The following is a 15,548-nucleotide window of genomic DNA, read 5'->3' as shown; positions in this document are numbered from 1 at the left end:
TTATGAACAAACCTCTGAAGACCTTAAAGCCACTATGGTTTCTGTTGCTTTCACTGTATCTGGTGCTTTGTTCCTTTGCAGGCATTGCACAAAGCAGAGGGGCGGTTTATTGGTTAAAATCAGGCAACGCTTATGCACAGCAGGAGGGCGGTGATATTGTAAAGTATACTTTGCCGGCCAGAAGCAAGCAGATTATACTTGCGAAAGAAAAACTCGTACCTGCAGGCAAAACAGAACCGCTGAAAGTGCGAAGTTTTGCATTTTCAGCGGACGAGCAGAAGCTGTTACTTTATACCAATACCGTTAAAGTATGGCGGCTCGATACCAGAGGTGATTACTGGGTATATGACTTACAAAACCAGACACTGGAGCAGTTAGGCACGGAGCGTCCTGCCTCGTCGCTGATGTTTGCCAAATTCTCGCCCGACGGCAAGCAGGTGGCTTATGTGAGTGAAAACAATATCTATACCGAGGACCTTTCAACTAAAAAAGTAACGCAGCTGACAAAAGACGGAACCAGAAAGCGGATAAACGGCACCTTCGACTGGGCTTATGAAGAAGAGTTTTACTGCCGCGATGGTTTCCGGTGGAGCCCCGACAGCAAGAAGATCGCCTTCTGGCAGATTGATGCCACAGATGTGAAAGATTACCTGCTGGTTAACCTTACAGATTCCATATACCCTGGCGTGTTGCCCGTAGAATACCCTGTCGCTGGCGAAGCACTGTCTCCTTACAAAATTGGAGTGGCAGATGTAGCCACGGTAAAAACAACATGGATGGATGTGCCCGGCGACCCGCGGCAGCACTACGTTCCCCGTATGGAATGGGCCGCCAACCCGGATGAACTGATCCTGCAGCAACTAAACCGTAAGCAGAATGAAAGCAAGCTGTACCTCTGCAACATTGCCAGTGGCCAGGCAAAGCAGATTTATACTGAGAAAGATGAAGCCTGGATTGATATCCTGCCTACCTGGGACAGCAAGTATAGCTTTGGCGGCTGGGATTGGTTAAACAACGGCAAGGAGTTTTTGTGGGCTAGCGAAAAAGACGGCTGGCGCCATTTATACAGGCGCAGCCGCGATGGCAAAAAAGAAAGCCTTATCACCAAAGGTAACTATGATGTGATGGAGATTGTGGTTGTAGATGAAGCGGATGGCTACGTATACTTTATGGCCTCGCCAGACAATGCAACACAGCAATACCTTTACCGGACGCGCATTAATGGCAAAGGAAAGCCAGAGCGTCTGTCGCCGGCAGCACAGGCGGGCACACACGCCTACATGCTGTCTCCTAATGGTGAGTTCGCCTTCCATCGTTTTTCAAATTACTATACCAAGCCTGCTTCGGACTGGATATCGCTGCCCAACCACAAAGCGCTGGATGGTAACAGTGCAGTTGAAAGCGCTTTGGCCCAATCAAACAAATCAGACGTTCCTGTTACTTTCTTTAAAATCAAGACCAGCGAAGGCGTAGAGATGGATGCCTGGATGGTGAAACCAACCGCTTTTGATTCTACAAAAAAGTATCCTGTTGTTTTCCAGGTATACACCGAGCCGGCAGGGCAGACGGTAATAGACAGTTATGGCGCAGGCAGCAACCGCTTGTACAAAGGCAGTATGGCCGATGATGGTTACCTCTACGTGTCGGTTGATAACAGGGGGACACCCGCCCCGAAAGGCCGCGCCTGGCGTAAAAGCATTTACCGCAAAGTAGGGATGCTGAACATAAGCGATCAGGCGCAGGCAGCGCAGGAAATTCTGAAATTACCTTATGTGGATACAAGCCGGGTGGCTGTATGGGGATGGAGCGGCGGCGGTTCTGCTACCCTGAACCTGCTTTTCCAGTACCCCGGAATTTACAAAACAGGTATAGCCATAGCTGCGGTAGCCAACCAACTGACATACGACAATATTTACCAGGAGCGCTACATGGGGCTGCCACAGGAAAACCTTGAAGATTTTGTAAAAGGCTCACCTATAACCCACGCCAGGAACCTGAAAGGAAACTTGCTGTACATTCACGGCACCGGCGACGACAACGTACATTATAACAATGCAGCGCAGCTTGTTAATGAATTGATAAAGTATAACAAGCAGTTCCAGATAATGCCTTATCCCAACCGTACGCATAGTATTTCAGAAGGCGAGGGCACCAGCGAACACCTTTCAACTTTATACACCAATTACCTGAAACAATACTGCCCACCGGGAGGCCGGTAAAATAATCCGGAGCATTAAATTTATACTTTAGACGATGCCTGAAACGACAGCAAGTCCCTTCTGTTCCCTTACCCTGTATTCAAACATTATATCAAACAACAGATCATGGCTTTTATATTATCCGGCGCTGCATCGAAGTTAGAGAAGCTAAATACCGGAAGAACACGGGAATGGCTGGCTAACAAGCAAATGGGCACTACGCAAACGGCTCTGCTCGAAAACTACTTCGACAAGGGAGGGTATGTGCCGCCACATTACCATGATACAGAAGAATTATTGGTGTGTCTGGAAGGTAATGGCCGGATTATCATAAAGGATGAACAATTTGATTTCCCTGCGGGAAGTACAGCCATCATACCGGCCATGACTGTTCATGAAGTGCAGAATGCCGGCGACGGCGTAATGCGGATGTTAGGCTTTTTCCCTGATGCGGAACCCAAAACTATATGGATAAATGAATAAGAAAAGCTGTAAGATGTATGAATCAGGGCTTAACTTATCAATGCCAGAACTAGCGCAAAACACCTGTATTATTTAATTTTATACTGCTTAAAAAGACCAGAATGTTCCCAAGAGAAGTTTATATCCGCAGAAGGCATCAGTTAAAGGAGCGTGTAGGAAGTGGAATAATTTTGCTGCTCGGGAATGAGGAGAGCAGCATGAGCTATAAAGATAACTGGTACAGTTTCCGGCAGGATAGTTCCTTCCTATACTTCTTTGGTCTTGATCGCCCTGGATTGGCTGGCATAATTGATGTTGACAGTGGTACAGAGGTCATCTGTGGCGATGATGTTTCAGTAGAAGAGATTGTGTGGGTTGGTACGCAGGTTCCGCTGCAGGAGCAGGCAGAAAAGTCGGGCATCAATACTATCAGGGCACAGAAAGCAATAGAGCTTATACTTAAAAGTGCACATGAACAAGGCCGTCAGATTCATTTTTTACCGCCATACCGGCCGGAAAACATATTAAAATTAAGTGCCTGGTTGAGTATTGCACCGGCTACTGTAAGTAGTATGGCCTCTGTAACCCTGATTAAAGCGATAGTCGCTCTCCGATCTATAAAATCTGCTGAAGAGGTTGCTGAAATTGAGAAAGCAATCAATGTAACGGCCGATATGCAGCTGACTGCTATTCGGGCAGCCAGGCAGGGAATGACAGAAGCAAATGTAGCCGGAATGCTGCAGGCAGTAGCTGTAAGTTCTGGCGGCAATCTTGCGTTTCCTATCATCTTAACCGTAAACGGGCAGATACTTCATAATCATTTTGGCAGTGCTATACTTGGCGAAGGGCAAATGGTACTGTGCGATTGCGGGGCAGAATCTGCCATGCATTATGCCGGCGATCTTACGCGTACTTTTCCGGTAGATACCAGGTTTACTGACCAGCAAAGGGAAATCTACGAAATTGTTTTAGGAGCGCATCGGGCGGCTGCAAATAAACTTGAACCCGGAAAGCTGTACAGGGATATTCATTTGTGGGCCTGCGAAAAATTAGCGGAAGGGCTTAAACAGGTCGGGCTGATGAAAGGGGATATCAAAGAAGCAGTGGCGCAGGGCGCGCATGCGTTATTCTTTCCCTGTGGCTTAGGGCATATGCTGGGCCTCGATACGCATGACATGGAAGACCTTGGGGAAGAATACGTCGGCTATACTGATGATATAAAGAAAAGCACGCAATTTGGTTTAAAGTCGTTACGGCTGGCGCGGGCACTGGAACCGGGTTTTGTACTTACGGTAGAGCCGGGGCTGTACTTTATACCTGAACTGATTGACTTATGGGCAGCAAACAAGAAGTTCGAACAGTTTATTAACTATGATAAACTCAGCGCATACAAATCTTTTGGAGGCATCCGGATTGAAGAAGATTTCCTGATTACGGCGCAAGGCAGCCAATTGTTAGGAAAGGATTTACCAAAGATGATAGAAGGCATAGAAGCTTTCAGAGAACAACGCTAAAGCGCCGCTGCAGGTATTGCATACGCAGCTTCTCCAACATATACTCCCGGTATTATGTGCAGGGTGCATAAGTTTATACCTGGCTATATAGGTAACCGTATAGAACGGTATCTATACCTCTGCAATCCAATCATTTATCTCTTCTATTTTGCCCCACCGGAATGTATTGATACGCCGGGCTGATTGAACTTACCGGATCTCAGGATAGATCATATCGTATTACATTTAGCTAATTCTGGATAACAACAAATTGTTTCTTGCATTTAGCTTGCATTATCCAAAGTATAGCTGTTAAATTGACGATTATTATTACAGCTTATAGAAGATACTTACGGCAAAACTGTATCCGCCCCGAAGCTGCTACCCGGAAAAAGAAGGTATAAAACATGATGAAGTGAACAGTTTTATTCCGCTTTAAGAATTCAGATGAGGAATCCAGATAAACTATAAACAAATGCAGTACAGATTTCCTGTAAAATTTATGCGCAGGTTGTGTTTCATTCCCGTGCTGTTAGCCTGCAGTATTACCCTCTATGCGCAAAGTCCTGTATTCACGCATCAGGATACTTTGCGGGGTTCTATAACTGATGAGCGGGCCTGGTGGGATCTTACCTATTATCATTTAAACGTTCGGGTAGATCCGGCTGATAGTACCATTCAGGGCGTAAATACCATACAGTATAAAGTGCTGAAACCCGGCCAGCTGATGCAGATAGACCTGCAGCCCCCCATGCATATTGATAAGGTAGTACAGAAAGGCAGTGAGTTAGCCTTCAGAAGAGACGGAAACGCTTATTTTATACAACTGAAAGAAAGCCAGAAAACAGGTGACATACATGAAGTTGATGTGCATTACGGTGGCAAGCCTGTCGTAAGCAAAAACCCGCCCTGGGCCGGAGGATTAACCTGGAAGAAAGACAGCAACGGAAATCCGTTCATCGCTAACTCAAATCAGGGAGATGGCGCCAGCCTGTGGTGGCCCTGCAAAGACCACATGTATGACGAGGTGGATAGTATGCTGATTAGCGTAACCGTACCCGAAAAACTGATGGATGTTTCTAACGGGCGCCTCCGCAAAGTAGACCAGAACAGCGACGGCACAAAGACGTTCCACTGGTTTGTGTCCAATCCCATCAATAACTATGGCGTAAACATCAGCATTGGCGATTACGCACATTTTTCAGAAAAGTATAAAGGCGAGAAGGGTACTTTAGATTGTAATTACTACGTACTGAAGGAAAACCTGGAAAAAGCAAAAGAACAATTCAAGGATGCTCCCCGCATGCTCCGTGCTTTTGAGCACTGGTTCGGCCCTTATCCTTTTTATGAGGATGGTTACAAGCTTATAGAAGTGCCCTACACAGGTATGGAGCATCAAAGCGCCGTTACGTATGGCAATGGGTATAAAAATGGCTATAGAGGAAAAGACGCGAGCGGCACCGGCTGGGGGATGAAATTTGATTTCATTATTATCCATGAATCAGGCCATGAGTGGTTTGCTAACAACATCACTTACAAAGACATGGCGGACATGTGGATACATGAAAGCTTTACAAACTACGCAGAAAGCCTTTTTGTAGAATACTACTATGGCAAGGAAGCTGGTAACGCCTACGTAATCGGAACCCGCAAAGGAATTCATAACGACAAACCGATTATCGGTAAGTATAATGTAAATGACAAGGGTTCCGGCGATATGTATCCGAAAGGCGGCAACATGCTGCACACATTACGGCAGGTTGTAAACGATGACCAGAAATGGCGCGACATTCTCAGGGGACTCAACCGTGACTTTTATCATCAGACTGTTACCACAGCACAAATCGAGAATTACCTTAGCAAGCATGTAGGCCGTGATCTTTCCGCGTTTTTTGATCAGTATTTGCGCGATGTAAGAATTCCGGAATTAGTGTACCAGATATCAGGTAACAAGCTAAAGTATAAATGGGGTAATAGTGTAGATGGATTCAGCATACCTGTAAAAGTATACCTGGACGGTAAAGAAAAATGGCTGACACCTACTACGGACTGGCAGGAGCTCAATGGGGTTAAAACAAATACTACTCTGAAAGTGGACCCTAATTTTTATGTAAATGCCTCTAACGCAGCTGGTCAGTAGTTGCTGCATTAACAGCCAGTAAATTAAGGTTGCCCCATTTGTAGCTGAAGATACAGGTATGAGCGGCAACAATATTGCCGCTTTGTTCTTAAGCGAAACGGCCAATGTATGATTGCTTCACGAACAGTAAATTTTTGAGTAAGAAACAATACATCTAACAGAGATAGCCATGAAATTAGCACAAATGCTCACCATTTATTTTATGGCGATATTGTTGATTTCATGCTCTGCCACTAAGCCTCAGCCTGACATGGCCCATAAGGCGGAACCATCTCAACCAGGTAAGGCCCTTCTGTCGGATTATGAGCAGGCAATGGTTACCGTACCGCCCCCCTCGCTTGGTCTCGATCCTTTTTATAAAAAATATGCTGACGCCTTTGGCATTCCGGTGGTGTCATCTGATAAAGTACCCGGCACAGCGCTGTTGGTAGCCCGCGATATCGTGAACTACATGCTGGTGAAGCGTATGGATGTCCGGGAGGATTTGATTAAACGTGGAGCCCGTGTGCTTGTTATGGCGCAGACAGAAATGGAAACTGATCTGCCCGAGCGGCGCGACTGGAAAAAGCCTGAGAAGGATGATCGGAGACTTACACCGGGAGAGCGCGAAAACTATGATAAACCCGGAGGCATTGCCAGCATGTCTGACCAGGAGTACTGGAACAAGCGGGCACGAGGTATGGGAGGCCTTGTAACTTCCTGCGCTGAAGAGAACTTGCTGGGTTATCCGGGCACCCGCTATTACGGCGAGAACATCCTTGTGCATGAGTTCAGCCACAACATTATGGGTGCGCTACGTACAGCAGACCCTGCACTCTACAAAGAGATCGGCGCTGCTTATGAAGCGGCTAAGTCCAAAGGGCTCTATAAAGGCCAGTATGCCATCAACACTGTCGCCGAGTATTGGGCTGAAGGTACCCAATGGTGGTTCTGGTCAAATATCGAATATTATGACGGACAAACCCGCGTGCAGTCACCTGATGATTTGAAGGCATACGACCCAGCGCTCTACAGCATTTTAGCACGTGTTTATCAGGGGCACCACATTCCGGCAGATGTTTATTACGGGCTTAACCTCCGTCCATCAACTCATTAGTAAGTAACTTAAAATACGACAACATACTATTCGCATTTATCCCTTACAACCTGAATTTAAACCACTACTTCCTTTATGAGCGCTAACAAAGAATCCTGGGGCTCGCGTGTGGGTCTTGTATTAGCCATGGCCGGTAACGCGGTGGGGCTCGGAAACTTTTTGCGATTTCCGGTGCAGGCTGTGCAGAACGGCGGCGGTGCGTTTATTATACCATACCTGGTTTGCCTGCTCCTGATTGGGATACCACTCCTGTGGGTTGAATGGTCGATGGGGCGCTTTGGCGGTAAGTTCGGGCATCACTCCACGCCTTTCATCATGGATACCATGCACAAGAACCGCCTCTGGAAGTACATTGGTGTGTTTGGCATCTGGACCAACATTGCCATAGCTGCATACTACTGCTACATTGAGTCCTGGACACTCTCTTACATGCTGCACTCTGTTGTGGGCACTTTCGAAGGCATGGACCAGGATGCAGTAGCTGCTTTCTTCAACTCCTACATCAGCATCGGCAAGTCTACTTTAGGCATTCCGCTGGAGCCAATCGTGTTCTATGTGCTCTGCCTGCTGCTCAACACCTTCATTCTCTCACAAGGGCTTTCGGGTGGCGTAGAGCGCGTGGCAAAAGTAGGCATGCCCCTGCTCATCCTCTTCGGCATGTTCCTGGCCTACAAAGGGGTGACCATCACAGCTGGTGTGGACGGAGCCATCAACGACAGCTCTGTTGGCCTGAACTATCTGTGGACACCTAATTACGAGCAGCTCTGGTCACCGAGCGTGTGGCTGGCTGCTGCCGGACAAATATTTTTCACGCTTGCTGTGGGGATGGGAACAATACATTGCTACGCTTCTTACGTGCGCTCCAAAGACGACATTGCCCTGAATGCCATGTCTGCCGGCTGGATGAACGAGTTTGTGGAAGTGGTGCTCGGCGCGGCCATCCTCATCCCCATCTCCATCGGCTACCTGGGTATTGAACGGGTAACGGAACTGGTGCAGCTGGGTGGCCTGGGACTTGCCTTTAAAACGCTGCCGTACCTGTTCTTCCAGTGGGGAGATGTGCTGGGTGCCATTTCAGGGGTGATGTGGTTTGGCCTGCTCTTCTTTGCCGGCATCACTTCTTCGCTGGCCATGGGCACCCCCTGGATGGGCTTCCTGCAGGACGAGTTCAACTGGGGCCGCAAAGCTTCCGCCTGGTCTTTCGGTATCATCGTGTTTGTGCTGGGCATGCCGACAGTGCTCTTCTTCAAGTATGGCGTGTTTGATGAGTATGACTACTGGGCGGGTACCGTCTCGCTGGTAGTCTTTGCCCTGTTTGAGTCTATCCTCTTTGCGTGGGTGTTTGGCATGAAGAAAGGCTGGCGCGAGATAACCTCGGGCTCTGACATCAAAGTGCCTGGTATTTACAAGTTCATCATCAAGTTCATTACGCCCTTGCTGCTGCTGTGGGTATTTGTCGGTTCGCTGGTAACGCCGAAGGGAGGCGACTGGGGAGCAGCACTTGCCGGCAACTGGGTACTGGACGACAGCTCTATTATCAAGAAGATGATGAACAGCAGTTTGAAGAAAGAGCTGGCTGATGCCATTGCGGCAGTGAACCCGGCAGAAGTAGAAAGGCTGCAGAACACGCTCTTTTATGTGAATGCCTCGCGTGTGCTGCTCATTACCGTGTTCCTGAGCATTGCGCTGCTGGTGTATGTGGCTTATAAGAAAAGAGTGAGAGAAGGGAAAATCTAAGAAACTATGAATACATCCGCACTCATCATCATGCTCACCACCATCATCATGGTGACCGGGCTGACAATATACTTCTTCTACAAGGTGCTGAGCACCCCGCCAAGGCCGGAGCCGGACTCCTACATCGACAACGATGATGAACCGGAACGGCAGCTTCCTAAATCTTAAAGAAACAAATGAGGAAAATCAGGTCATAGGAGAGATTTGTGGCGGCAACTCCCGCTGCCCGGCAATTTACAGGGTTATGAATAGAATGGTGTTGAGACATGCGGCGAAAAGCAGAGAGTTGGTAGTATAGTGTCAGCAATGGGTGAAATAATGTAATACTAGCAACTTATTATAGGATAGGTTTGTGTTGCGTGTTGAACGTTTCTATTTGATCAATTATAGAATTGACAGTATTAAATAGCTTTTAAACGCGCAACGGCTTGATGAACCTGCCGGAACATAAATTTGGGGTTCCGGCCTGCACAACATCGTTGATTCTATTTGCTGCCCTGCTGTCTTTCGGATAGTTTCTTCTGTTATTCTTAGAAACAGGCATTACACCAATTAATTTACCGACATTCCAAATATGAACAAGCAATACACCTTCGCCATAGCTTTGTCGCTGATGCTATCGGGTGCCATGGCACAATCAAACATCAGTGAAATACAGCCCGTTAAGTTTTCGAAAGTTACGATTACGGATTCCTTTTGGAAGCCTCGGATCAATCAGGTGGCAACCGTAACATTGCCTGTCTGTATTGAGCAGACAGAGGTAAAAACGCCCCGCATCCGGAACTTCGAGATCACGGCAGGCTTGAAGGAAGGCAAGTTTGAAGGCATTTTCTACGATGATTCGGATGTATACAAGGCACTGGAGGCGATGGCTTATTCGCTGAAAAATAAGCCTGATCCGGAAATGGAGCAGAAAGCAGACGAATGGATTTCTATCATTGCCAAGGCCCAGCAGCCGGACGGCTACCTTAATACTTATTATACCCTGCAGTTCCCTGAGAAGCGCTGGACGGACATGAGTATGCACGAAGATTACAATGGCGGACATTTAATAGAGGCTGCCGTTGCTTATTACGATGCTACGGGTAAAAAGCAACTGCTGGACGTTGCCACTAAGTTTGCAGATCATTTCGCTTCTTTGTTCGGGCCCGGTAAAAGGCATTGGGTAACAGGTCACCAGGAACTGGAACTTGCCTTGGTGAAGCTCTATAAAACAACCAAAGACAAGAAGTATCTGAAGATGGCAGACTGGCTGCTGGAAGAACGCGGACATCAACTGGCAAAAGGCTATACCTGGACAGACTGGAAGGATACCGCTTATGCGCAGGATGTATTGCCAGTAAAACAGCAGAAGCAGATTACGGGCCATGCCGTTCGGGCCATGTACATGTACACCGGCGCTGCTGATGTGGCAGCCCTTACCGGCGATAAAGACTATATCCATGCCATGAAAGATGTATGGGAAGATGTAGTTTACCGCAACATGTATATTACAGGCGGTATTGGCTCATCAGGTAGAAATGAGGGCTTTTCAAAGGATTATGATTTGCCAAACCAACAGGCCTATTGTGAAACCTGTGCCTCGGTAGGTATGGTTTTCTGGAACCAGCGGATGAATACCCTGACCGGAGACAGCAAGTATGCCGATATCCTGGAAAGAAGCTTATATAACGGTGCGCTAGATGGCCTGTCGCTGAGCGGCGATAGGTTCTTTTATGGTAACCCGCTTGCTTCTGTTGGCAATAATCAGCGAAGCGAATGGTTTGGTACAGCCTGCTGCCCGGCTAACATATCCCGCCTCATCGCCTCACTCGGAAATTATATTTATGCGCAGTCAGACAAAGGTATGTGGGTGAACCTGTATGTAGGAAGCGAAACAACTTTCGATATCGGTGATAAAGAAGTGCCTGTTGTGATGAAGACAAATTATCCCTGGGAAGGAAAAGTGGATTTAAGCCTCAATCCAAAATCGGCAACCAAATTTGCGCTACACCTGCGGATTCCCGGTTGGGCGCAGGGGCAACCTGTTCCTGGTGATTTGTACCGTTTCATCAACCCCGAACCAACAAAATTCACTGTCCTGCTAAACGGCAAGGAGGTTCCCTATAAAATGGACAAAGGGTATGCCGTTATAGACAGGAAATGGAAAAAAGGTGATCGGGTAGAGCTTAACCTTCCGATGGAGGTAAAGAAGATTGTCGCCAAAGACAGCCTTGAGTACAACAACAACAGGATAGCTTTGCAAAGAGGGCCACTGGTATATTGTGTGGAGGGTGTTGATAACAATGACGAGGCCTGGAATATTGTTTTGCCCGAAAACACGACTTTTGAAGCAGCCTATAACAAAGATTTGTTAAATGGCGTGGTAACCCTGAAGGCGGAAGTACCAGTGGTAAATGTATCGGATAACAAACTAGCAGTCAGTACATCAAAAAGTGTTATAACGGCCATTCCTTACTACTCGTGGGCGAATCGCGGCAAAACGCCGATGCAGGTTTGGTTACCCACAAAGATTACGGATGTAAAGCTAAACTATTAACCTTGAGAACAGGCAAATAATCTCAATTCCCTATGCCAGAATGGTGGCTATCCTCAAGGACCAGTATGATCCGCTGAGCTCAGGCGATGCAAATTTTCCATACTTCCACTGGTAGCTCGAAAAGAGTACAACCGAATTTGTGCAGTATAATTTTGATGAAGAGCATGCTGTTTCCGAGTCAAAAGTATATTGGTTTGATAATGGCTCCTGAGAAGGTTGCCAGTATTCTGAGAAGAGCAGCTTTATACTTCAGAAGACGATTGCAGCGAGCCGGCATTGATAACGATCTCTGTTTATTCTTGCAGGAGCGTTGCCACCGGTATCGAAACTCAGGTCAATAAACCGCTTCCTATGAGGTATACATTTCGGCTGGTTCTGAAACCACAGGTGATGCAGGGATTTTCCTGTCGGTTCTCCGGCTGACCCTCCGGTACTGTTTGCTCACACTCGAAAATCCTTTGGATTCGAAAAACTTATGCCTGGTCATACTGCATCCGCGGATTGAGAAGAAGCTCACCTGTATTTCCGGTGCCCTCCAGTTCCTGCTAAAACCGGTTAAACATTTGGCTTACTCCTTCTACCAAAGGCGCTCCGGCATATTTAAGGCCTGCACCTATAACCGGCACACCTCCGCCAACCAAATAATCTGTTGTAATCATTTTCATACTTGGCTGCGGCTTATTAAAACTCGTTTAAATATTGAAAATAAAAGAAAGCTGGTTATGCTGGAAATCGTTATAGAAGCGCGCAAAGCCTCCCTGGCTCCCGGCATGGATGTGCGCCGGATTCTACCTTTCCGCCTGCGCAGGATGGTCGGCCCCTTTATCTTTATGGATCATGCGGGTCCGGTAGATGTGCAGCCGCAATTACTACATTCCATGGATGTGCTGCCGCACCCGCATATTGGCTTATCAACGGTAAGCTACCTGTTTGGCGGGCAGGTTACGCACCGCGACAGCCTGGGCGTGGAACAGGTAATCCGTCCGGGAGAAGTAAACTGGATGACGGCCGGCAGCGGGATTGCGCATTCTGAGCGGTTTGAAGACCCGGCAGCCCTGGCTGGCGGAAAGCTGGAAATGATACAGACCTGGGTGGCCCTTCCGGAAAAAGATGAAGAAGCACAGCCTTCTTTTGACAACTATAAGCCGGAACAACTACCCGTATTTACAGACTCCGGAGTATGGATGAGGCTGATAGCGGGAGAAGCTTTCGGCTTGAAAAATAAAGTAAAAACCCATTCTCCCATGTTTTACCTGCATGTGATACTTGATGCCGGAACGCGTTTCGGACTTCCCAGTGAGCATACAGAGCGGGGTATGTATGTAGCCAAAGGAAGTATAGAAGTTTCCGGGCATACTTATGCAGCAGGGCAGATGCTTGTCTTTACGAAGGGTGCTGATCCCGTGATACTTGCAAAAGAGACTGCAACGCTGATGCTATTAGGAGGCGAGCCGCTGGGAGAAAGGTTTATTTGGTGGAATTTTGTCTCTTCCAGAAAGGAACGCATCGAACAAGCCAAGGCAGACTGGCAGCAAGGCAGGATTCTGTTACCACCAACAGACAACCTGGAATTTGTCCCGCTCCCTGAGGATCGCTCGCGGCCTGCCGGTAACCCTTCGCCCCAGGCGCTTTCCTGAGGCTTTTATACTTCATAAACTGCAACAGCAGGGTTGGTTTTATGCAGGGTGGTGTTTACCTGCTTAACTGCCGAATTAGCTTATGGTTGATTGAGCAGAATAAAGGATTGATATAATAAAGCTAAAAGCTGATGTTTTTCAGGCCTTATTTACTATATTTCAAACAGGAAAAGCTTTCAGAACTTCTGCAGCGTTAAGGTATGCGCTTAATACAGGGTAAAAGCATTGACAGAATAGAAGTAGATAAAAGCTTTGATGCAAAAGTCCTTTTGTGAGCTGTAGCTACACCCTATAAAAGCTTTGCCTGCAGATATAAATTAAATACGCATTGCTTTCCTTTATCAGCGTCCAGGCCTCAATTACCGGAGAGGCTGTAAAAAGTAATATGCAGCTTTAACTTTGATTCGCCTTATACTTCTACATTTAAAACCTAAACACTAAATTAAATGAACGAGAACGTTAACAAAAGCGCTTTATTTTTAGGAAGTTGCTTTGCAGTTACCACTACTGCCTTTACCTTTTCTATCAGGGCAGGGATTCTGCCTGAGCTAGGTAGGGATTTTGGCCTTACTGCCGAACAATTAGGATTTATTAACTCTATGTTCTTTTTAGGGTTTCCTATTTCCATGATTATCGGGGGATTGGTTTATCATACTTTTGGAGCTAAAAACATCATGCTAGTAGCATTTGTAACCCATACCATTGGTATATTAACCACTATTTATGCCGGAGGATATACCGGGTTGCTTATTTCTACCCTATTTATCGGTTTTGGTAATGGCTGTACCGAGGCTGCCTGTAACCCCATGATTGCTGATATGTATTCCGGGGTAAAAATGGACAAAATGCTAAACAGGTTCCACATGTGGTTTCCCGGCGGGATACTTGTTGGTTCTCTCATCTCCCTATTCATGACCAAAATGAACTTGGGTTGGGAAGCGCAGATGTGGGTTACCCTGATTCCTACAGTTATTTATGCCATTCTGTTTTTCGGAAAAACCTTTCCTAAACCCAAAGTGGAAGGCGTCACCTCGCTCAGCAATAACTTTAAGGCTATGATTACACCTGTCTTTATATTCTTGTTTGTTGCCATGATGTTAACGGCTGTTACAGAGTTTGGTGTTAATCAATGGGTAGGCATTATCTTGGCCAGCAGTGGCGCTAGTCCCATGCTGATTTTAGCCCTTACCAGTGGGTTAATGGCAGTTGGCAGGTTTAATGCCGGACCGGTTGTGCATGCGCTGGGCCAAACAGGTGTGCTCTTAGCAGGCGCTATTTTAGCAACTATTGGTGTTTACATGTTCAGCCAGGTTACAGGCCCTCTCGCCTATGTGGCAGCCATTATATTTGCCTTAGGTATATGTTATTTCTGGCCGGTAATGATTGGCGCAACAGCCCAGCGGGCTCCCCTGAGCGGTGCCCTGGGAATGTCGATTATTGGTGGCATAGGCATGTTTTCCAGCGGTATTGCCATGCCGTTTATTGGTAGCTTAATCGATAGTGCCAGAACAGAATATTCCGCAACCGGATTAACTGGAGATGCTTTGGAATTGGCGACTGGTCAGGATACCCTGGGAAAAATTTTGGTTATTCCTGCTACCTTAATTGTGTTATTTACTATTTTCTACTTTTGGCAAAAGAATTCAAAAAGAGCGCCGGAATTAGACTTAGAGGGAACAAGAGAATTGGCCGGGGATTATTAATATGTAGAACCGCCGGTTCCCGCGATGCGACCTGTTTCGACAGGGTGCATTGTGGCCACATTATGGGGTACAATCTATGCTTTTCTCTTCGGAGCCCACAAGCCCTGTAATCAAAGTTTTGATTTATAAGTAACTAAATAGCCTGTGCACCATAAGTGGTGCAGGCTATTTAGTTAAATTAAGCAAGTGTAAGAAATAAGCTCAGCCTAAGCTCATACTTATACTGAAAAGATCCTGGTTAAAGGGAGATTCAGCAGATGCTGCTTAAGGCAGGAGCTTTTCATTGCGTAAATTATTCTTTGTCATAGTATTACTTATCCTGTTGTAAAACAAGTGTGTTACTGTGGTTAATATTTGCTGTGTTTTAAAGGCTATACTTTACATTAATCATGTATGCCATCATACTTGAGATCGCAAACATTAAGAGGATGGTTAAGTTTAACCTGCTGATTATATTCGGTTAAGACTAAGCTTTGCAGTATACTTATAAGTGGCAGCATCCGGGGCAGATAAATGAGATTACTTATACCTGCTCACTGCAGT

General features: G+C 46.7%; 10 protein-coding genes. All 10 read left to right on the top strand.

Annotation, left to right across the window (positions count from 1 at the left end; genetic code table 11):
* Positions 1 to 2: 2 nt before the first annotated feature.
* The 10 genes from I2I11_RS12250 to I2I11_RS12205 all read left to right on the top strand — a co-directional run bounded on the left by I2I11_RS12250 (position 3) and on the right by I2I11_RS12205 (position 15,005).
* Positions 3 to 2,219, top strand: coding sequence for a S9 family peptidase (locus I2I11_RS12250; RefSeq protein ID WP_196267988.1), 2,217 nt, complete (start codon positions 3 to 5; stop codon positions 2,217 to 2,219).
* Between the two features lie 105 nt (positions 2,220 to 2,324).
* Entirely contained in the window at positions 2,325 to 2,681 is a 357-nt protein-coding gene (locus I2I11_RS12245) for a cupin domain-containing protein (protein ID WP_196267987.1), read from the top strand.
* A 101-nt stretch (positions 2,682 to 2,782) separates the two neighbouring features.
* Positions 2,783 to 4,174 carry an aminopeptidase P family protein gene (locus I2I11_RS12240; protein ID WP_196267986.1) on the top strand — a complete coding sequence of 464 codons (1,392 nt, stop codon included), beginning with the start codon at positions 2,783 to 2,785 and terminating at the stop codon, positions 4,172 to 4,174.
* 454 nt (positions 4,175 to 4,628) lie between these two features.
* Positions 4,629 to 6,293 carry a M1 family metallopeptidase gene (locus I2I11_RS12235; RefSeq protein WP_230680183.1) on the top strand — a complete coding sequence of 555 codons (1,665 nt, stop codon included), beginning with the start codon at positions 4,629 to 4,631 and terminating at the stop codon, positions 6,291 to 6,293.
* Between the two features lie 169 nt (positions 6,294 to 6,462).
* A complete protein-coding gene (locus tag I2I11_RS12230) occupies positions 6,463 to 7,389 on the top strand; it encodes a glycoside hydrolase (protein WP_196267985.1) in 927 nt (308 codons plus the stop codon).
* 75 nt (positions 7,390 to 7,464) lie between these two features.
* Positions 7,465 to 9,126, top strand: a complete 1,662-nt coding sequence (locus tag I2I11_RS12225) for a sodium-dependent transporter (protein WP_196267984.1) — start codon at positions 7,465 to 7,467, stop codon at positions 9,124 to 9,126.
* A 6-nt stretch (positions 9,127 to 9,132) separates the two neighbouring features.
* Entirely contained in the window at positions 9,133 to 9,294 is a 162-nt protein-coding gene (locus I2I11_RS12220) for a hypothetical protein (RefSeq protein ID WP_196267217.1), read from the top strand.
* A 406-nt stretch (positions 9,295 to 9,700) separates the two neighbouring features.
* A complete protein-coding gene (locus tag I2I11_RS12215) occupies positions 9,701 to 11,665 on the top strand; it encodes a glycoside hydrolase family 127 protein (protein ID WP_196267983.1) in 1,965 nt (654 codons plus the stop codon).
* Between the two features lie 722 nt (positions 11,666 to 12,387).
* Positions 12,388 to 13,302, top strand: a complete 915-nt coding sequence (locus I2I11_RS12210) for a pirin family protein (protein ID WP_196267982.1) — start codon at positions 12,388 to 12,390, stop codon at positions 13,300 to 13,302.
* 446 nt (positions 13,303 to 13,748) lie between these two features.
* A complete protein-coding gene (locus I2I11_RS12205; RefSeq protein WP_196267981.1) occupies positions 13,749 to 15,005 on the top strand; it encodes an MFS transporter in 1,257 nt (418 codons plus the stop codon).
* The last annotated feature ends 543 nt before the right edge of the window (positions 15,006 to 15,548 follow it).

The sequence above is a fragment of the Pontibacter rufus genome, assembly GCF_015694705.1.
Classification (GTDB): Bacteria; Bacteroidota; Bacteroidia; order Cytophagales; family Hymenobacteraceae; genus Pontibacter; species Pontibacter rufus.
This window is presented reverse-complemented; position numbering and strand designations above follow the sequence as displayed.

What these genes read in the sequence shown, in the direction of transcription:
- I2I11_RS12215 (WP_196267983.1), top strand. Translation starts at nt 9,701, where the DNA reads ATGAACAAGCAATACACCTTCGCCATAGCTTTGTCGCTGATGCTATCG.
- I2I11_RS12235 (WP_230680183.1), top strand. Translation starts at nt 4,629, where the DNA reads ATGCAGTACAGATTTCCTGTAAAATTTATGCGCAGGTTGTGTTTCATT.
- I2I11_RS12230 (WP_196267985.1), top strand. Translation starts at nt 6,463, where the DNA reads ATGAAATTAGCACAAATGCTCACCATTTATTTTATGGCGATATTGTTG.
- I2I11_RS12225 (WP_196267984.1), top strand. Translation starts at nt 7,465, where the DNA reads ATGAGCGCTAACAAAGAATCCTGGGGCTCGCGTGTGGGTCTTGTATTA.
- I2I11_RS12220 (WP_196267217.1), top strand. Translation starts at nt 9,133, where the DNA reads ATGAATACATCCGCACTCATCATCATGCTCACCACCATCATCATGGTG.
- I2I11_RS12250 (WP_196267988.1), top strand. Translation starts at nt 3, where the DNA reads ATGAACAAACCTCTGAAGACCTTAAAGCCACTATGGTTTCTGTTGCTT.
- I2I11_RS12240 (WP_196267986.1), top strand. Translation starts at nt 2,783, where the DNA reads ATGTTCCCAAGAGAAGTTTATATCCGCAGAAGGCATCAGTTAAAGGAG.
- I2I11_RS12210 (WP_196267982.1), top strand. Translation starts at nt 12,388, where the DNA reads ATGCTGGAAATCGTTATAGAAGCGCGCAAAGCCTCCCTGGCTCCCGGC.
- I2I11_RS12245 (WP_196267987.1), top strand. Translation starts at nt 2,325, where the DNA reads ATGGCTTTTATATTATCCGGCGCTGCATCGAAGTTAGAGAAGCTAAAT.
- I2I11_RS12205 (WP_196267981.1), top strand. Translation starts at nt 13,749, where the DNA reads ATGAACGAGAACGTTAACAAAAGCGCTTTATTTTTAGGAAGTTGCTTT.